Source organism: Nitrospirota bacterium (assembly GCA_040755395.1).
Taxonomy (GTDB): domain Bacteria; phylum Nitrospirota; class Nitrospiria; order Nitrospirales; family Nitrospiraceae; genus DATLZU01.
Genome location: JBFMAX010000010.1, coordinates 74119 through 92534, shown reverse-complemented (window position 1 = coordinate 92534; position 18416 = coordinate 74119). Strand labels below are relative to the sequence as shown.

15 protein-coding genes are annotated in these 18416 nt (G+C 61.4%); 13 read left to right on the top strand and 2 right to left on the bottom strand.

The features are described from left to right. The first annotated feature begins 110 nt into the window (after nt 1-110). The 12 genes from AB1555_14325 (at nt 111) to AB1555_14270 (ending at nt 12462) form a co-directional block, all read left to right on the top strand. Complete coding sequence (locus AB1555_14325) at nt 111-992, top strand: ABC transporter permease subunit (protein MEW6247870.1); 882 nt, start codon at nt 111-113, stop codon at nt 990-992. 33 nt (nt 993-1025) lie between these two features. After that, complete coding sequence (locus AB1555_14320) at nt 1026-1901, top strand: ABC transporter ATP-binding protein (GenBank protein MEW6247869.1); 876 nt, start codon at nt 1026-1028, stop codon at nt 1899-1901. 42 nt (nt 1902-1943) lie between these two features. Continuing rightward, a complete protein-coding gene (gene cynS / locus AB1555_14315; GenBank protein ID MEW6247868.1) occupies nt 1944-2384 on the top strand; it encodes a cyanase in 441 nt (146 codons plus the stop codon). Nucleotides 2385-2464: 80 nt separating this feature from the next. Then, the gene (locus AB1555_14310) at nt 2465-3787 is read left to right on the top strand and encodes an ammonium transporter (GenBank protein ID MEW6247867.1); all 1323 of its coding nucleotides are present in this window, start codon (nt 2465-2467) and stop codon (nt 3785-3787) included. A 151-nt stretch (nt 3788-3938) separates the two neighbouring features. Further along, nucleotides 3939-5849, top strand: a complete 1911-nt coding sequence (locus AB1555_14305) for a response regulator (protein MEW6247866.1) — start codon at nt 3939-3941, stop codon at nt 5847-5849. A 535-nt stretch (nt 5850-6384) separates the two neighbouring features. After that, a complete protein-coding gene (locus AB1555_14300; GenBank protein ID MEW6247865.1) occupies nt 6385-6729 on the top strand; it encodes a PilZ domain-containing protein in 345 nt (114 codons plus the stop codon). Nucleotides 6730-6985: 256 nt separating this feature from the next. Further along, nucleotides 6986-7219, top strand: a complete 234-nt coding sequence (locus AB1555_14295; GenBank protein MEW6247864.1) for a hypothetical protein — start codon at nt 6986-6988, stop codon at nt 7217-7219. Continuing rightward, the gene (locus AB1555_14290) at nt 7219-8385 is read left to right on the top strand and encodes an ammonium transporter (GenBank protein ID MEW6247863.1); all 1167 of its coding nucleotides are present in this window, start codon (nt 7219-7221) and stop codon (nt 8383-8385) included. Before AB1555_14295 ends, AB1555_14290 begins: the two co-directional genes overlap by 1 nt. A gap of 87 nt (nt 8386-8472) precedes the next feature. Then, nucleotides 8473-8982, top strand: coding sequence for a ubiquinol-cytochrome c reductase iron-sulfur subunit (locus tag AB1555_14285; GenBank protein MEW6247862.1), 510 nt, complete (start codon nt 8473-8475; stop codon nt 8980-8982). Continuing rightward, nucleotides 8979-10016 carry a cytochrome b N-terminal domain-containing protein gene (locus AB1555_14280; GenBank protein MEW6247861.1) on the top strand — a complete coding sequence of 346 codons (1038 nt, stop codon included), beginning with the start codon at nt 8979-8981 and terminating at the stop codon, nt 10014-10016. The genes AB1555_14285 and AB1555_14280 overlap by 4 nt, the downstream gene beginning before the upstream one ends. A 103-nt stretch (nt 10017-10119) precedes the next feature. Next, on the top strand, nt 10120-11535 hold the full coding sequence (locus AB1555_14275) for a multiheme c-type cytochrome (GenBank protein MEW6247860.1): 1416 nt from the start codon (nt 10120-10122) through the stop codon (nt 11533-11535). Nucleotides 11536-11658: 123 nt separating this feature from the next. Continuing rightward, nucleotides 11659-12462: a CBS domain-containing protein gene (locus tag AB1555_14270; protein MEW6247859.1), complete on the top strand. Its 804-nt coding sequence runs from the start codon at nt 11659-11661 to the stop codon at nt 12460-12462. Nucleotides 12463-12471: 9 nt separating this feature from the next. Here the strand turns inward: AB1555_14270 and AB1555_14265 are convergent, their stop codons facing one another. Next, nucleotides 12472-14730, bottom strand: a complete 2259-nt coding sequence (locus AB1555_14265; GenBank protein MEW6247858.1) for a hypothetical protein — start codon at nt 14728-14730, stop codon at nt 12472-12474. Nucleotides 14731-14894: 164 nt separating this feature from the next. Here AB1555_14265 and AB1555_14260 point away from each other — a divergent pair, with 164 nt between their 5' ends. Beyond that, nucleotides 14895-16598 carry a hypothetical protein gene (locus AB1555_14260; GenBank protein MEW6247857.1) on the top strand — a complete coding sequence of 568 codons (1704 nt, stop codon included), beginning with the start codon at nt 14895-14897 and terminating at the stop codon, nt 16596-16598. An 88-nt stretch (nt 16599-16686) separates the two neighbouring features. Here AB1555_14260 and groL read toward each other — a convergent pair whose 3' ends face one another. Beyond that, nucleotides 16687-18321 carry a chaperonin GroEL gene (gene groL, locus AB1555_14255; GenBank protein MEW6247856.1) on the bottom strand — a complete coding sequence of 545 codons (1635 nt, stop codon included), beginning with the start codon at nt 18319-18321 and terminating at the stop codon, nt 16687-16689. Between the last annotated feature and the right edge of the window lie 95 nt (nt 18322-18416).

Sequence of the window (18416 nt, the reverse complement as noted above, 5' to 3'; positions counted from 1 at the left end):
AATGGGCCTGAGCAACGGGTCGTGAGGCGCGCAGTGAGGGTAGCCCAGACCGCCCTCATCAAGGGTAAGAGGGTAGACCAGGGAAGCAGTAGGTAAAGAGGGATCAAGCTATGGTGGGCAAGGGCAATCCGTGGGTGATTTCAGGGTTTTTGCTCGTTGTGTTTCTGCTGGCGTGGCATCTCTTCACGCTGCGGCCGTCGTTTGATCCGCGAGGGATGACCGAGGAGCAGCTTCAATTGATGGAGTTCAACGGAGACATCGTGCGGACCGAGGACGGGAGCTACGTCTGGAACCCAGAAAAAGAGAAGGTCAAGGGCGTGCCGGGCCCTTTGGCGGTTCTAAACAAGGCCCTCACTGAATTGGGCGAGGCGTTTGTGAAGAAAGGCACGAACGACCACGGGATCGGCTACCTGGTGCTCTATACCGTGTCGCGGTTCGCCGGCGGGTTCCTCGCCGCGTCGGTTGCGGCGATCGTTCTCGGCGTGGTGTTGGGGCTCAACCGCGTGCTGTTTCAGGCGATTAATCCATATATCCAGATTCTCAAGCCGATCTCGCCTCTGGCCTGGATGCCGTTGCTCCTCTACACGGTCAAGGACCCGAAGTGGACGGCCGTCCTGGTGGTGTTTATGGCATCGCTGTGGCCGACCCTGGCGACCACCGCCTTCGGCGTGAACTCGCTCAAAAAGGAGTACCTCCACGTGGCCGCGATTCTGCAACTCTCCTGGTTCAAACGGCTGTTCAAGGTCATCTTGCCAGGCGCGGCGCCGACGATCGTGAACGGGCTTCGTATCTCGTTCGGGAGCGCGTTGGTGGCCGTGGTGCCGGCCGAGATGCTGTTGGGCGAGTTGGGGGTCGGCTATTTGAGCTGGATTGAATGGAACAACTTGGATATCGCCGGCGTCATCTTCGCCATTCTGGTTGTCGGCGTCGTCGGAGTCATCCTGGACTCGGGCTTCAACAAGCTGGCGGGGTCGGTGACATATCAGGAGTAGGAAGCTATCAGCTATCAGCATCAGAGGTAACCCATGGCATTTCTGGAAGTCGATCACGTGAGTAAATACTTTCCCAGCCCGTCGGGGACCGGCCAGGTGTGCATCTTCAAGGATGTCACGATTCGGGTCGAAAAAGGCGAGTTCGTCACGGTCATCGGCCATTCCGGGTGCGGCAAGAGCACCCTGCTGAACATCATCGCCGGTCTGGAACCGATGACCGAAGGCGGCGTGATCCTGAACGGAAAAGAAATATCCGGTCCGGGACTGGACCGGATGGTGGTGTTTCAGAGCTTCGCGTTGATGCCGTGGATGACGGTGTTCGACAACATCGCGCTGGCCGTGCGGTCCGCCTATCCGGAGTGGAACCGGGAGCAGGTGGCCGCCCATGTGCGCAAATACGTCGCGCTGGTCGGGCTCACTGGGGCCGAGAACAAGAAGCCCGCGGCGCTGTCCGGCGGGATGAAACAGCGCGTCGGGCTGGCCAGGGCGTTTTCCATCGAGCCGAAAGTCCTGTTGCTGGACGAGCCCTTCGCGCAGATCGACGCGTTGACGCGGGGCGTGATTCAGGAGGAGCTGATCCAAATGTGGAATGCGACCAGGAACACCGTGTTCATGGTGACGCACGACGTGGACGAGGCCATCCTGCTGTCGGACAGAATCATGCTGATGACCAACGGCCCGTCCTCGCGGATCGCCGAGATCGTCGATGTGACCATTCCGCGTCCGCGAGCTCGGGCCACCATCATCGAGCACCCGCATTATTACAAGATCAGAAACCACATCATCCATTTTCTGGTTCGCCACGCCGCGCATGGACCGGACGACGGGGAAGAAGGGACTTCGGACCGGGCGGCCGGCAATGAACCGCTGGTGGTGAATTTCGAAAAGGATTCGCTGGTGTTGCGCTGATTCGACGTCGGCGGACGACCATTCACAGAAGGAGGGATGCACATGGAAGCGAAGAGATCCCGGGACATCATCAAAGCCAAGCGGTTGGAAAAGAAGGTGACGATCGCCGAAGTGGCGAAGACCGTCGGCAAAAGCCCCATGTTCGTCGCGGCTGCGCTGAACGGCAATCACCGGTTGACTCCCGAAGAAGCCGAAAAAGCGGGCAAGTTGTTGGGGTTGGACAAGGAGACGACGGAGTCGTTGAGCCGGTTTCCGGTGCGGACGGATTTCCCCAACACGACCGATCCGTTCAAGTACCGGCTGCTGGAAGTTATCGGGGTCTACGGCGACGCCCTGCGCGAGATGGCCAATGAGCTGTTCGGGGACGGGATCATGAGCGCCATCGACTTCACGATCGACATGGAGAAAGTGACCGGCAGCCAGGGTGAGGCCCGCTGCAAGATCACGCTGAACGGCAAATGGCTCGAGTACAAGACGTTCTGACCGGACGCGACCGAGTCGGGAGCGCCGCGCTGACTTGTCCCGCGTGGCGCTCCGGACCCCGAAAGGAGCGGGACAGAATTATGCAGAAGACCGGACGGAGGGCGGCGTGCCTATGGGGGATTTCATTGATCGTCGGAGAAACAACCTGGGCGCAGGAGGGATCGTCTGCGGCCGGCGCAGCCGCGGTCAATGCCGCGGACACGGCGTGGGTGTTGGTCTCGTCGGCCTTGGTGCTGGCGATGATCGTGCCGGGCCTGGCGCTGTTTTACGGCGGTCTGGTCCGGAGCAAGAACGTGCTCGGGACGATCATGCAGAGTTTCGTCATTCTGTGTCTGGTCAGTGTGCTGTGGGTGTCGGTCGGGTACAGTCTGGCCTTCGGTCCCGATCTATGGGGCGTCATCGGCGGGCTCGACTGGGTCGGGTTGAACGGGGTGGGGATGGCGCCGCACGCAACCTACGGTCCCACCGTTCCCCATCAAGCGTTCATGGTGTTTCAACTCATGTTTGCGGCGATCACCCCGGCCTTGATTACCGGCGCCTTCGCCGAGCGGATGAAATTCGGCGCGCTGGTGTTGTTCGCCGCGCTCTGGTCCCTGTTTGTGTACGCGCCGGTCGCTCATTGGCTGTGGGGCGGAGGGTGGCTGGGGAGCCTGGGGGCGCTGGATTTCGCCGGAGGCGCCGTCGTGCATATCAGCTCCGGGGTCAGCGCCCTTGTCTGCGCGCTGGCGCTCGGCGTGCGTCACGGCTACGGAACCGATTACATGGCGCCGCACAATCTCCCGATGACGCTCTTAGGGACGGGGCTGCTCTGGTTCGGGTGGTTCGGCTTCAACGCGGGCAGCGCCCTTGGGGCGAATCAAACCGCAGTGACGGCGTTTGTCGCCACGCACACCGCGGCGGCGGCCGGGGCGTTGGCCTGGGTGCTGATCGAGTGGGTCCATCGGGGAACGCCGACGGTCTTGGGGGTCGCTAGCGGCGCCATTGCCGGCCTTGCGACGGTCACGCCGGGCGCCGGCTATGTGGGGCCGTTCTCCGCGCTGGTGATCGGATTGGCGGCCGGCGTTCTGAGTTATCTCGGGATCATCTGGAAAGGGAAGTTCGGCTATGACGACTCGCTGGACGTCGTCGGCATCCATGGCGTCGGTGGCATCTTCGGCATTCTCGCCACAGGACTGTTTGCTTCCAAGGCCGTCAACCCCGGCGGCGCCGACGGTCTCTTCTTCGGCAACCCCGGCTTGTTCGGGGTCCAGATGTTGGCTGCGCTCACGGTCGCGGCGTTTTCCTGTGCGGGAACGTTTGCGATTCTGAAGGTGGTGCAACGCGCAGTGGGTCTCCGGGTGTCGCCCGAGGAGGAGTCGATCGGGTTGGATATCAGCCAACACAACGAGCGCGCGTACTCGTAAGGCAGCCGCGTCTGGTTTCCCCACCCGGGCCCCCTCTGGATTCCTACCCCCTTCCTCTTTTGGGGGGAGCGCGATTTTCCAGTTGAGTTCGCGAGGCGCAAGGGGGTATGTGTGTAATCCTTTCGCTCACACCTCGAAAGCGGCTTTTTCGATGGGCAGGCTCCTCCGCGTCCTCTGCGTCAACGAATCGGACGAAGAAGTCGAACGGCTGGCGCAGGCCATGCAGCGCGGGGGGTATGAGCCGTCGGTGGAACGAGTGGCCATCGAACCCGCTTTTGAAGAGGCTGTGGAACGCCAACCCTGGGACCTCATCCTCGCCGATCACGTCTTGCCGGAATTCAGCGCGCTCGGGGCGCTGTCGGTGTTGAAGCGCAAAGGACTCGATGTGCCTCTCCTGATCGTCTCCGATCGGATCGGCGAAAAGGCGGCGGTTTCGCTGATCAGGGCCGGCGCCAGAAACCTGTGTTTGAAAGAAGACCTCTCGTCGCTGGTGTCCACGATTGAGCGGGAACTGAACGAGGCGGCCGAGTGCGGCAAACTCCGGCGAGAACAAGCGAAGGAGGAACGAGCCCGGGAAAGACTCACCGCCGTGTTCCGGGCAGGTCCGATTCCGATCAGCTTGGGCACGGTCGAGGGTCGGCTCCTCGAGGTGAACGAGCGCTATGCCGAGCTGTTCGGATATGCACCGGAGGAGATGATCGGGAAGACCGTTCAGGAGCTGAACCTCTGGGCCGTTCCGGCTGAACGGGACAAGATCCTCAAGAGACTGCGCGACGAAGGCGCGGTTTCAAACGTCGAATGCGCATTCCGGCGCAGGAGCGGCGACATCCGCGCGGCCCTCGTCTTCATGAAGGTCCTTGGTGCGGCGGCTGATTCCCCGATGGTCACGATGTTGGTGGACATCACGGAGCGGCGGCAATTGGAGCAGCACCTGCGTGACGCTCAGCGAATGGAAGCGCTGGGGCGGTTTGCCGGAGGGGTGGCGCACGATTTCAACAATCTGCTCACCGTCGTCACAGCTTATTGCGAACTGATCCTCAGCCGGCTTAACCGGCCGGACCCGCTTCGCGGATATGTCACGGAGATCAAGAAAGCCGGTGAACAAGCGAGCAAGCTGACCGATCAACTCCTCACGTTCAGCCGGAAGCAGGTGGTGCAACCCAAACTTCTGGACTTGAACGCGGTCCTGGCCGACTACGCCGACCTGTTGCGCCGGTTGTTAGGCGACGACATCGCCTTGGTCGTGGTCTCCGGTTCCGGCGTCGGCGGCGTGAAAATCGATCCCGGCCAACTTGAACAGGTGCTGGTAAATCTGGCAGTCAACGCCCGTGAAGCGATGTCCGGAGGCGGTACGCTGACATTGGAAACGGCCAACGTGGTGGCCGCCGATATCGGACCAGGTCCGCATATCGAGCCGAGTCTGTACGTTCGCCTGCTGGTCCGGGACACGGGGATGGGTATGGACTCCCATACTCTGGCGCATGTGTTCGATCCGTTCTTTACCACCAAGCCCGGGCAGGGCGCGGGGCTGGGGTTGTCGACCGTATACGGGATCGTCAAGCAAAGCGGCGGGTTCATCACCGTCGACAGCGTGCTGGGTCGGGGCACGACCTTCAAACTGTACTTTCCGCGCGTTACCGACGTTCGCATCGGGGAGGAAGCAGCGGTTCGCAGCCGTGCCCCGAGCGTATCCGAAACCGTGCTGGTCGTCGAAGACAACGGCATGGTGCGCGCCCTGGTCTGCACGATCCTGGAATCCAACGGCTACGCCGTCCTTCAAGCGCAAAGCGGCGAAGAAGCGGTGTCGCTCTGTCGCGAGCACTCGGGTCCCATTCACTTGCTGCTGACCGATGTGTTGCTGCCCGGGATGAACGGCCGGGAATTGGCGACACTGTCCCAGTCGATCCGTCCGCAGATCAAAGTGCTGTATATGTCCGGATACACCGATCACGTCGCACTCCGTCGGGATCCATCCGATCCGGTTCCGGCTTTCGTCCAGAAACCGTTCACGCCGGACGTGCTGCTGGAGAAAGTCCGCGCGGTTCTTGACTCGCCCTTCTAGCCTGCCACTTCGCCTAAGGGCGATCCAGGGCATTCCTTTATGACCCGCCGTCCATCCCTACTTTGGAGCACACAGTCCTTCCTCTTTTCCACTCCGGAACGGTTGATAGTGTTCCCCTGGGGATAAGTTTGTAACTAATGAGGTTGTCTAGGTAATTCGTGAGCCTTTGGTGGTGTGGCAGAAGGCGATTGGAACCCGTATCCCTCCTTTGGAGGTAGGTTCTTCGGGGAATACCGTCCCGTCTCGGTTCCTTCTATGCTTTGTGATGAGGGACAAAACGATGACCGTATGCCAGGCAAGGAGACCGTGGATATGTTCAGTCTTGTGGAGTTCGTGACCCTGGCCGTTTTAGCCGGGACCTGTGCCTAACGGGGTTGCAATGATGAATGATGATCGACGTCGCACAAGCCGCCTTGCGGCGACATCTGCTCGTCCACACGGATGTCCAACCGCTGCCGAAACGCTTTAAGTTTAAGTAGGCCGGGAAATCATGACCATGGGCTCAACCTCCGGATCAGAGAGACAGAACGACGGCATGGGCGACCGCCCAAGCAAGCGGCTGTACCGTCGAATCCCCGTGCGATGCTTCGTCTACTACCTCGCTGAAGATTTCATGGGGACCGGAACCGTGTCCGACCTGTCCATCAACGGCTATCGTATCGAAGGCAACCACCCGATCTACCTCGATATGAACCTCACCCTGCGCGTGTTTCTTCCGAATGACCCGAGGCCTCTGGACGTGGAACGAGCAGCCGTCCGCTGGATGAACGGCCTCGAATTCGGACTGCAAATCGTCAGGATCGCTCCCGAAGCCGAGGCGCGCCTCAACGAATTCGTGGCTTCCTACCTGGCCCGTACAAGGTCCATTCCCACCTGCTGACCGACGCTCCCGGCAGCATTTGAAGCGCAATGGGCCCCCCGGACCGCCCGCTTTCGGAAAATGGATCTTGCGCGCGTTGCGCGAGCACAGCGGAAAGCGGGGCCACCCTCTGTCTGCCTCCCTTCCTTTTTGTCTGTTTTCCGACAAAATTGTCGTGCCGGTGTCGCCTTTCGGCGCGATGGTCTGCATTCGTGGGAGTTTTCGGCAGATGCGTCCTGGCACCGGAGTTGCTGATCTCTCTGCAAGGGAGGTCATCATGAGCGCGTCAGCCCACGACTTTATCCATTGCACGTCCACCGAGGAGCGGGTTCTTGAGGCCTTGCGCGCGCAAAACCCGCAGACGTTGGAAGCACTCGCCTATTTTTTGACCGATGCCAGTTGGTCGCAGGTATTTCTGGCGGTCGACCGGCTGAGCCGAGCCGGGATGGTCTCGCTTCAGCCGGTCCGGCGTTGCGAGTATCGAGTCTCTCTCAAGAGAGCCGCAGCCTAATGGCTCGTTCCGACCAGATTCTCTGGCTGCTCGTCGCCAACACGTTCACCCTCCTGACCATTCCGGGCGTGGCGCTGTTTTACAGCGGGATGGTGCGGAGGAAGAACGCGCTCAACGCCATGGCGCTTCCCCTCTCGGCGCTCTTGCTGGCGTCGATCGGATGGCTGTGTGCCGACGACGCGTCGGGTGTGAGCCGTGCGGTCGGGTTGGCACCCGATTCGGGGCAGGATGCCGGCTCGTTGCCGTCGATCTTTTCCGCCGTGGCCGCGGCGTTGGCGCTCGCACTGGTAGCCGGCGCGGTGGTGGAGCGGATCCGATTGCCGTTCTTTCTGCTGTTCGGGACGTTATGGATGGCGCTGGTCTACGCGCCGTTGGCGTCCTGGCTCTGGGGCGGCGGGTGGCTGGCCAATCTGGGCAGCCTGGACTTCGCCGGAGGGGCGGTCATCCACATTAGCGCCGGGGTGGCGGCCCTGGTGGCTGCGATCCTGATCGGACCGCGGAAGGGATTCGGACGGACGGACATGATGCCGCATCATCTTCCCCTCTCGATCTGCGGCGCAGGCTTCATGTGGGTGGGGTGGTGGGGTTTTGCAGGCAGACCGGGTGCGGCATCGATGACGGCAGTCACCGGCGCGTTCGTGGCGATTCAATTGGCTGCGGCTTCCGCTGCATTGGCCTGGACCGCTGCGGAGTGGCTGCAACGGGACAAGCCGACGGCGTTGGGCACGGTCAGCGGGGCCGTGGCCGGCCTGGTGGCGATCGCGCCGGCGGCCGGCTATGTCGGTCCGCTGTCGGCGATGGTGATCGGCATCGGGGCCGGAGGGCTGTGTTATATGGCCGTGAACTTTGTGAAGCCGATCTTGGGGTACGACGACTCGCTGGATGTGTTCGGCATGCACGGCGTCGGCGGGACGTGGGGCATGATCTCTACCGGGTTGTTCGCCTCTACGGCAGTCAATCCCGACGGGAGCGACGGCCTGTTCTACGGCTATCCTTATCAGTTCGTGGCCCAGGTGGTTGCCGCTGTCGTGGCCTGGGCCTACGCCGGTGTGATGACGATGCTCTTGATCAAAGCCCTTCAGCGGCTGATGCCGTCGCGCGTCGACCAGGAGGCCGAAATTCTGGGCCTCGATCTGGCGCAGCATGGGGAGAAGGCGTATTCGTGACGACGTTAAACGTGAAACGTTATTCGTTAAACGTAAGAAAGGCCTCTCCGATTCACGATTCACGATGAACGATTCCCGGCGGTTCCCATGGCTGTGATTCACAACGACATCGGGCGGCGCCGGTTTCTGAGCCAGGCCGTGATGGCGTTCGGGGCGCTCTTCGGGATGGGCGCGCTGGCGCTGCGTTTTATGCAGTTCCTGGTGCCGAGCCAAAAGCCGAGACAGTACGAAGCGGTCTTGATCGGAGCCGAAGCGCGCGTGCCGATGGGCGAACCGGTGCCGATGAATCTCGGCGGTCATAAGATCATGGTGCTCAAGACCGAGGAAGGGATCACGGCCTTTTCCCGGCGCTGCACTGATCTCGGCTGTCTGGTTTCTTGGAGCAAGGAACGCGGGCAGTTCGTGTGTCCGTGCCACCAGGGCGTGTTCGACAAAACCGGGCGCAACATCGCCGGCCCGCCGCCGCGCCCGCTGGATCGCTATCAGGTCGTGAGACGCAACGGTCAGTTGTACGTGAATATTCAAATGAAGGAGGAGGAGAATGTAGGGGAAGCTGGCAGCGGAAGGCTGATAGCTAAGAGCTGGTGGACGGGATGAAGTCATTGGTATCGCAGATTCACGTCAAATCGGCCGAGCAAGACGGCAAGACCAAGACGTGGATCGACTACATCCAGAAGGACCTGCCGCAACACCTCGACTGGTGGCCCTATACGCTGGGGGCGATTCCGCTCACCCTGTTCGGGCTTCTGGTGGCAACCGGTCTGATGCTGACGTTTTACTACGTGCCGTCGCCGGAGAAGGCTTACGAGAGCGTCGAGCAGATCACGAACGAGATCTATCTCGGTTGGTTCGTGCGCGGTCTGCATAAGTTTTCCGTCGACCTGATGATCCTGTTTTTGCTTTTTCATGTGATTCGCGTCTTCCTGACACGCGCCTACCGGGCACCCGGTGAACTGAAATGGGTCACCGGCTCGATCGTGCTGTTCGTGACCTTCGCGATGGGATTCACAGGCTATTCGTTGGTGTACGACAACGTCTCATACTGGGGGATGACGGTCGTGACCAACATGCTGGGGACGCTGCCGATTGTCGGGACGCCGCTGCTCCATCTCCTGCGCGGCGGGGAAGAGGTCTCAGCCAACACACTTCTGCGGCTCTACGATTTGCACACGAAACTCTTGCCCGTTTTGCTGGCGTGCCTCGTCCTGGGTCACGTGCTGGTGGTCCGACTCATTGGCTTTGCGGATGTGCAGGGGAGCCGGGGGTACCATCCGTTCTACCCGGAGCATACGTTGACGATGAGTGCGATCGCGGTCGGATTGCTGGTCTTGATTGTGGATCTGGTCATGATCTTTCCTCCGACCCTCGGCCAGCCGGCCAATCTCCAGGAGGTCGCTGTGGATGTTTCGCCGCCTTGGTATTTCTCGGCGCCGTACATGTGGATCACGTTGCTGCCCGGACCGGTCGCGCTTTGGAGCCTGTTCGGCGGAGCGGTGGTGTTCGTCGTGTACCCGTTTATCGACAAGGAATTGTCGAAACGGGGTTGGCCGATGGCGATCGTCAATGCGGTGGTCGGAACCCTGGTTGTGGTCGCGGTCGCGACGCTGATGATTCTGGATACAAGAATGTGATGGGAGGCTAGGGACGAGATGGGCTAGAGGCTAGAGGAAAAAGCAATCGTTCTCCGCATCTAGCCACTTGCCTCGTGCCCATCGCCTGTTGTGGGAGGAACCCGTGGACGAGACAGACGGCGAACTGAGCCGATACCAGGAGCCGGCGCCGAACGGCAAATTGAATTTCACCCGCTACCTGATCGGCGGGCTGTGCTTGGTGTTGTTCCTCGCGCTGACCGGCGTCGGATACGTTCAGGTGGAAGAGCGGCGAGGCGGCGGCCTGCGGCCGTTCATCTCGGCCGAGAACAAGAAGTGTATCGACTGCCATCTGGCCAAAGACGTGTCGATCGGGGGCATCAACGACTGGAAGGTCAGCAGGCATGCGCCGAAAGGCATCGGGTGCGTGGAATGCCACCGGGCGGAGAAGGGCGAACCTGACGCCTTTGACCACTACGGCACGGTGGTCTCGACCCTGGTCACGCCGAAAGACTGCATGCGCTGCCATGACAAGGAAGCGCAGGAGTTTGCGAGGTCCCACCACGCCAAGGGTGCGCAGTTCATCGGGTCATTGGACAATTTCCTGGGCAACGTAGTGGAGGGGCCCGAAGTAGTCACGGCCGGATGCGCCGGCTGCCACGGAAGCGTCGTCAAGGTGATGGAAAACGGAAAGCTCCATCCGGCTACCTGGCCCAATTCCGGAATCGGCCGCGTGAATCCGGACGGATCAAAGGGGACCTGTTCCGCCTGCCATGCGCGACATAGTTTCTCCGTCGCCCAGGCCCGGCAACCGGAAAGCTGCGGCCGCTGTCACATGGGACCGGATCATCCCCAGATTGAGGCGTACTACGAGAGCAAGCACGGCGTCATGTTCAGCGCGAACAAGGACAAGATGAAGCTCGCTGAACCGGCGGAGAAGTGGCACCCGGGCAGAGATTATTTGTATCCCACTTGCGCAACCTGCCATATGAGCGCGACGACGACGCAGGAGGTGACCCACGATGTGGGCGACCGGATCAGTTGGACCTTACGTCCGGTCATCTCGACGCGGCTGGAGAATTACGAAGTCCGGCGGAAAGCCATGCAGCAGGTCTGTTCTTCGTGCCACAGTCCCGAGATTGTCGAGCGATTTTTCACGCAAATGGACCAGGGGATCACGCTGTACAACGAAAAATTTGGAAAACCGGCCAAGGCGGCGATGGACAGGCTTAAAGAAATGAAGAAGATCACGCCGACCCCGTTTGACGAAAAGATCGAATGGGTGTTCTACGAACTGTGGCACCACGAGGGCCGGAGAGCCAGACACGGGCTTTCCAAGGTCGCGCCGGATTACGTCCACTGGCAGGGCTTCTACGAAGTGGCCAAGCATTTCTATACCAAGTTCCTGCCGCTGGTGCGGGAGTTGTCGCCCGAGGCGGCGGAAGAGATGCTTCGCAAGGAGGGCCATAAGTGGATCGAGAAGGGGATGACCAAGGATGAAATCGCCCAGATGTTGGAATTCTATGAGAAAGAGATGCAAGGCAAGCGGGGAGGAGGATGAGGCGGCGGCCGAACGGGCTGCTTGGCGGAAGACCCGCGCTTTCTCCGCGCCTCCCTCCCCTCTTGAGCGGCCCATGGCGTTGGAGTATGCTTGGGCTCCCAATGACGAGGTGAGGGAGCGGATATGCAGAAGCCCATGAAGACCAGCTTAAGCAGGGGTCTGTTTCTTGACCGGGACCTCGAACGGTTCCGCCAGCAGCTCGCGAAGTTCCAGCCGTTTCTCTCCAGAAAAAAGTCGTCCGCCTCCATCGATGAGTTCGACGTCGCCACCGAACAACTGATCAGCCGGGTCTTCGGCGAGGCGTCCGATCTACTGGAAGCCTACCAGTACGCCAAGTTGGGCGAGGCGGCGGGCTTGGTCAATTTGCCCGAAGAGGCGCAGGAAGGGGGGGCGCAGGATATCTATCGCGAAAGCCTTCAGCAGCGGAAGCGCGTCATCGAAAGCTGTATCTCGGAGCTGGAGGCGAAAAAGGCGGCGGTGGCTTCCAGGAACGGGCGAACGAGTGTGTTGGCCGGGGTGAAGGTGGCGGACTACATGTCGCACGATGTCCGCAGCATCCATCGGGATGCGACGATCAAGGAGGCCGGCCGGCTGCTCCAAAAGTGGAAAGTCGGGTCCCTCCTGGTCGATGACGGCCTTCGATATATCGGCATCATCACGGACACCGATCTCAGCCGAAAAGCGGTGGCGCGCGGCCTCGATCCCAATACCACAACCGTCAAGCAGTGCATGAGCAAGTCGATCCTCACGATTGAGGACACCGAACCGATGACCGAGGCGATCCGCCTTATGAAGGAGAACGGAATTCGGCACTTGCCGGTTACTGAGGACGGCACGATCATCGGCGTGCTCTCGGTCTCCGATCTGCTGCGGGCCTATGACGAGTTGTCCGGGCTGGCGTTGGAAGGAGTGGTCGACGAGGACTGAGCGGTCTGATCAGACCGCGCCGAACCGTCGCTCGAAAAACGCCCGGGTGTCGGCCATATGGCGGGCGAGGTCGGATTGTAAGTGGCTTGCGCCGGCCTGCCAGTCCTCGGCGGTGTACCCGACGCGCCGGGCGAGGAATACGAAGTCGTCCGATTCCGGCTCGGGCAGCACCAGATCCTTTGCATTTCCCCGCACCATCCTCAACCCGTCGATCAGAGTTCTGAAAAACAGGTAGGCCTTGCGCAGACGCAGACCGTCGTCGCGGGCGACCAGTCCCGTCTCGACCAAGGCCGCCAGCGCGTCCATCGTGTTCGTGGTTCTCAGCGTCGGATGCTGATGGCCGTACATCAGTTGGAGATACTGGACGGCGTACTCCACGTCGATCAGCCCGCCCGGGCTGTATTTCACGTTGATCCGTCCCGGTTCGACCAGTTCCTTCACCTGCTGCCGCCGAAGGTCGAGGGCCGTCGCCAGATCCCACGGCGCTCCACTGTACACGAACGCATCGCGGTGCGCTTCGACCTGCCGTCCCAAGCCCTCGTCTCCGGCCACGTAGCGCAGCTTGATGAGCGCCTGCCGCTCGAACGGGGCGCTCAGCCCCGCGGGACTGTAGTACGTCCGGACTTCGTCGAGGGCGTTGACCAGCGATCCCTTGCTCCCGTGCGGCCGCAAGCGCACATCCAGGTGGAAAATCCCTTCCTGCTTGGCTTCGATCCAGCGTAAGAGTTCCTGGACCAGCCGTTCGAAGTACTCGCTGTTGTCCAGCGGGTGTCTGCCGTCGGTCCGGCCGGGGCCTCCATAGACGAAGAGCACTTCGATGTCGGAGGCGTAGCCCAGTTCACGGCCGCCGAATTTGCCCATCCCCAGCACCGTGAATGGACAAAGGCGGCGGTCGGGGAGCCTCGGCCGGCCGTGAAGACGATCCAATTTCGCGCGGCAGTCCGTCACGCTCCGACTTACGATGGCTTCGGCCAACTGGGTGAGGGCCAACGAAAAGTCGGCAAGGCTCGTGGAGGGATCGAGAAGATGCTTCATGTCGATCCGGAACAGCTCTTCGTCCTTGAACTGGTTCAACGCCTGCCGCCGCCGCTCGTCGGTTCTGCAGGTCGCCAAGCGCCGCCGAAGGATCTTGTCCAGCTCCTGCTTCGATTTGATGAGCGGCTCGACCCGATAGGTCTCCAGCATCGGCAGGAGATTGGTATGCTGCCGGCGCAGGAAATCTTCCCACAGGAAATCGCTGGCGCCCAGCAGGTGGGCCAGCAGGGGAAAGGACCTCTTGTCTTTGACGAAGTCGAGGCCCTTTTGACGCTTGGAACCCCGCTCGTCTTTGAGGATCAAGTCCAGAAACTGATCGAAGGCTTCGATCGCTTTTGCAGGGTCGGGGGCCCAGGTGAGCGCGTGGGTGAACTGTTTGATCAGGACCGCGGTGATCCGGAGGTTCTGCTGTTCATCCGGATCGACGATCTTCTGCCCGTTACGGTCGCGGACGTAAAAGCGGTCATGGAGCTTCGGACCCACGTTCTCGAACTGGGCTTTGGTGATGTAGACGTTCCGCATGGCCAGCGCGTTGGCGAACGCATACAGGAACGCGGGCGTGTCGTCCGAGCGGATGTCCATGATCGTGTCGGTCGCGGACTGGCTGTTGTCGAAGGTGATCTGAACCGGTTGCAGCAGGCCGGTGAAGGTGCCCCGCTGTTTGCCGAGCCGTTCGACCAACTGCCGGTTCACGTGCTGGCGCGCCTGCTCGAACTGCCGCGCATCCAGCAGGCGGATCATGCGGTCCAATTCGTCGCTCAGGCGGCGTTGCTCCTCTGGAGAAAACGCGACGCCGGGCATGGGGCGAACCCGAAAGAGATCGACGATCTTTTTTCGCGCAAGGCCGGGACGCGCTTTGGGGCGGCGCGACGGCCATGTCGATCCGATGTGCGGCGCAACGGCGGGCGCCGCGTCGGAGAACGTGTAGATACGCCCTTCCTGGATGTCGAGCCCGAAAGCGGACAGCAGCCCGCAGATCGTGGCGAACTCCGAAAAGTAGTCGTAGGCGACGACCACGACCTCGAACGACGGGTCTTCCTTGGGCTGAATGTGGACTTGGCAGGGGCGGTCCGGGTCCAGGCGCGACGCGAGCCGGACGTGTCGCGCCATGTCGTCGGGCCGGACGTGCGCGAAGTAGTCGGGGTCCATGCGCGACACGAAATCGCGCAGGATATCTTCCGCTACATCGGGGCACAGCAGCTTGAGCGCATTGATGCGTTCTTCAATCGTCATGAAAGGAAAAGTTCTTAGCCGTCAGCTCTCAGCGTTCAGCCAAGAACAGAGCGTTCGATATAAAGCTCAGAGCTGATGACTGATAGCTGACAGCTTTCTTGCGCCAGTATACCTGAACGGCGATTCGTTGTGCGTCTCTATCCGCGCCGGTATAATGCCGCCGCATGACACGGAAGGCTTCGGTGTCCCGCCCTCTGCGCACAGGACCGGTGGTGTCTCAACTCGACGCGCGATCATCAGACCCGAGCGCGCTCCTGTTGGCGCCCAGACTCGATTCCGGCGAAGTCGCTGCCATCCTCAAGCCTTACGGGCTGACCGATGTCGCGCAGGCCGACGCCAACATCCAAGCGATGGCCGGAGAACCCCGCACGCGGCATCTCTTGGCGAAGATGTTGGGCGATCTGCTGGAATCCGTTGCGCGGACCGCCGATCCGGACCAGGCATTGAATCATTGGGAGCGATTTCTACAGTCCGGCATCAACCGTGCGGCGCTGTTCGAATATCTGCATGGCTCGCCCCGCATGTTGCATCTTCTGTGCGTGATTTTCGGCAACAGCGATTCGCTCGCCCAGACGCTGATCCGCGATCCGCTGCTCGTCTATTGGCTGATAGAGGAGCAGGTCCTGACAAGACGGCCGACGCGCGCGTCCTTGGACCAAGCGCTGCGCCGGACTTTGGCCAACCTGACGACGGTCGAGCTCAAGCTGGAAGCCCTCAGGCGGTTCCGTCGCCGGGAGATGTTGCGCATCGGCGTGCGCGATTTGCTGGGCCTGGACGATGTGCCGGACACCACCGCCGCCCTCTCCGATCTCGCCGCGGTTCTGATCCAGGCTGCATACGAAATCGTCGAGGAGGACCTGCGACGGAAATACGGAGTCCCGATGCACCGCGACGCCAAGGGACGGACGGTGGAAACCGGATTTGCCGTGATCGGCATGGGCAAACTCGGCGGGGGAGAGCTCAACTACAGCTCCGACGTCGATCTGATTTACGTGTATGCATCCGATGCCGGAAGCGCCCGAGGAGTGCGGCAGGAACTCTCCAACGAAGAGTATTTCGAACAGCTTGCACGTCGTCTGACGCAGGCGCTTGCGGCTCCGACGCGGGAAGGCCATGTCTTTCGTGTGGATCTGAGGCTTCGCGCCGAGGGATCAGTCGGGCGGTTGGCGAGATCCTTGGAGGATTATGCCCGGTACTATCGGACGAGGGGGGAAGTGTGGGAACGTCTCGCGCTGCTCAAGGCCTGGCCGGTCGCCGGCTCCCGAGAGGTCGGGCGCGCCTTTCTGCGCCTCACGCGGCCCTTCGTTCTTGGCGGTCCCGAGCCTTCACAGCGCGGCGCGGACGTCCAGGCTGTTCTGAAAGAGGTGCGAGCGGTCAAAGATCTGATCGACGGGAAAATGGCCGACCGCGGTCATGAGCGGCGGAATGTCAAGCTGGGCATTGGAGGGATTCGGGAAATCGAATTTCTCGTCCAAACGGTCCAGGTGATATGCGGGAAAGTCCTGCCGCGCATTCTGGACCGCAGCACTCTGGGAGCGCTGGGTCGATTCCGGCAACTGGGGTTGTTGTCGGCGACGGAGCAGTCGGCGCTGGCGGCGGCCTATGTCTTTCTACGCGATGTGGAACACAAACTGCAGATGGTGCATGACCTCCAAACCCATGCGTTGCCGGAGACCGAAGAAGAGTTACAGCGTTGCGCGATCCGGCTCGGCTACGCCGGACGCGACCGAAAGACAGCCGTGGATCGCTTCACTGCGGACTATCGCCGCCACACGGAACGCGTCAACGCCATGTTCCGCCGACTCTTCTTTACGCCGGGCCGCTCTCGCCTGCTGCGGGCGGCCGTGCGGGCCCTGAAGCGGGGGTGAAAAACGACGGGCCAAGCGGGTGCCCGCTTGGCCCGTCCGCCAAAGCTGACCGCTGACGGCTATTCGCTATCAGCCGTTCGCTCTGTTCTTAGTACATGTCGTGCATGTGACCATGACCGGCGCCGGCCGGTTCTTTCTTCTCCTCCGGGATCTCCGTGACCATCACCTCGGTCGTCAGCATCAAGGCCGCCACGCTGGCCGCGTTCTGGAGCGCACAACGCGTGACCTTGGTCGGATCGATAATCCCCGCTTTGAGCATGTCGGTGTATTCTTCGGTTTGCGCGTTGAAGCCGAAGCTGGGGTTCTTATCGCCCCGCACTTTCTCGACGACGACCGAGCCTTCCACGCCGGCGTTCGCCGCGATCTGGCGGATCGGCTCTTCCAGCGCGCGCCGGACGATGTTGACGCCCACTTTCTGCTCGGGCGGCACGTCCTTCACCAGGGGGTCCAGCGCCGGAATGCAACGCAGATAGGCGACGCCGCCGCCGGGCACGATGCCTTCCTCGACGGCCGCCTTGGTCGCGTGCAGCGCGTCCTCGACGCGGGCCTTTTTCTCCTTCATTTCGGTCTCGGTGGCCGCGCCGACATTGATGACCGCCACGCCGCCCACGATCTTCGCCAGCCGCTCCTGCAGTTTCTCCCGATCGTAATCGGATGTCGTCTCTTCGATCTGAGACTTGATCTGCTTCACGCGGCCCTCGATCTTCTTCGGGTCGCCGTACCCTTCGACGATCGTGGTATTGTCCTTGTCGATCGTCACCCGTTTGGCCCGGCCGAGATCCGTCAGTTTCACGTTTTCGAGCTTGATGCCGAGGTCCTCGGAGATCACCTGGCCTCCGGTCAGGATCGCGATGTCCTCCAGCATGGCCTTGCGCCGGTCGCCGAAGCCGGGCGCCTTCACGGCCGCCACGTTCAGCGTGCCGCGCAGCTTGTTGACAACCAGGGTCGCCAGGGCTTCGCCTTCCACTTCCTCAGCGATGATCACCAGCGGCTTGCCCATCTTGGCGACCTGCTCGAGAATCGGCAGCAGGTCCTTCATGCTGCTGATCTTCTTTTCGTTGATGAGGATGAGCGGCTCTTCGAGCACGGCTTCCATCCGCTCGGCGTTGGTGACGAAGTAGGGGGAGATGTAACCGCGGTCGAACTGCATACCCTCGACGACATCCAGAGAGGTGGACATGGACTTGGCTTCCTCGACGGTGATGACGCCATCCTTTCCTACCTTCTCCATGGCCTCGGCGATCAGGTCGCCGATGGTCTGATCATTGTTGGCCGAGATTGTGCCGACCTGAGAAATCTCAGTCTTCGTCTGGCAGGGTTTGCTGAGCTTCTTGAGCTCCTGCACCACCGCTTCCACCGCTCGGTCGATGCCCCGCTTGATCTCCATCGGGTTGGCGCCCGCGGTAATGTTCTTGACGCCCTCGCGGAAGATCGCCTGGGCTAGCACGGTCGCGGTCGTGGTGCCGTCACCGGCCGTGTCGCTGGTCTTGCTGGCGACTTCACGGACAAGCTGGGCGCCCATGTTCTCATACGGGTTCTTCAGCTCGATTTCTTTTGCGACGGTGACGCCGTCCTTTGTGATGGTGGGCGCGCCGAACTTCTTGTCCAAAATCGCGTTCCGACCCTTGGGGCCGAGCGTAGCCTTCACGGCGTCGGCGAGCTGATTCACCCCCTTCAGGATCGCGGCCCGCGCCGCCTCGCTGTACAGTAATTGCTTTGCCATCGTGATCCTCCCTCTGCGTCGTTATCGTTGATTATTCAGTGTGTCTCAGTGTGTCATTGTGGACAACGGTTCGCGCGTGACGGGGCAACGTCCAG

Excerpts from the sequence above, each read along its gene's own strand:
- AB1555_14325 (MEW6247870.1), top strand. The coding sequence starts at position 111 with ATGGTGGGCAAGGGCAATCCGTGGGTGATTTCAGGGTTTTTGCTCGTT.
- AB1555_14320 (MEW6247869.1), top strand. The coding sequence starts at position 1,026 with ATGGCATTTCTGGAAGTCGATCACGTGAGTAAATACTTTCCCAGCCCG.
- cynS (MEW6247868.1), top strand. The coding sequence starts at position 1,944 with ATGGAAGCGAAGAGATCCCGGGACATCATCAAAGCCAAGCGGTTGGAA.
- AB1555_14310 (MEW6247867.1), top strand. The coding sequence starts at position 2,465 with ATGCAGAAGACCGGACGGAGGGCGGCGTGCCTATGGGGGATTTCATTG.
- AB1555_14305 (MEW6247866.1), top strand. The coding sequence starts at position 3,939 with ATGGGCAGGCTCCTCCGCGTCCTCTGCGTCAACGAATCGGACGAAGAA.
- AB1555_14300 (MEW6247865.1), top strand. The coding sequence starts at position 6,385 with ATGGGCGACCGCCCAAGCAAGCGGCTGTACCGTCGAATCCCCGTGCGA.
- AB1555_14295 (MEW6247864.1), top strand. The coding sequence starts at position 6,986 with ATGAGCGCGTCAGCCCACGACTTTATCCATTGCACGTCCACCGAGGAG.
- AB1555_14290 (MEW6247863.1), top strand. The coding sequence starts at position 7,219 with ATGGCTCGTTCCGACCAGATTCTCTGGCTGCTCGTCGCCAACACGTTC.
- AB1555_14285 (MEW6247862.1), top strand. The coding sequence starts at position 8,473 with ATGGCTGTGATTCACAACGACATCGGGCGGCGCCGGTTTCTGAGCCAG.
- AB1555_14280 (MEW6247861.1), top strand. The coding sequence starts at position 8,979 with ATGAAGTCATTGGTATCGCAGATTCACGTCAAATCGGCCGAGCAAGAC.
- AB1555_14270 (MEW6247859.1), top strand. The coding sequence starts at position 11,659 with ATGCAGAAGCCCATGAAGACCAGCTTAAGCAGGGGTCTGTTTCTTGAC.
- AB1555_14265 (MEW6247858.1), bottom strand. The coding sequence starts at position 14,730 with ATGACGATTGAAGAACGCATCAATGCGCTCAAGCTGCTGTGCCCCGAT.
- AB1555_14260 (MEW6247857.1), top strand. The coding sequence starts at position 14,895 with ATGACACGGAAGGCTTCGGTGTCCCGCCCTCTGCGCACAGGACCGGTG.
- groL (MEW6247856.1), bottom strand. The coding sequence starts at position 18,321 with ATGGCAAAGCAATTACTGTACAGCGAGGCGGCGCGGGCCGCGATCCTG.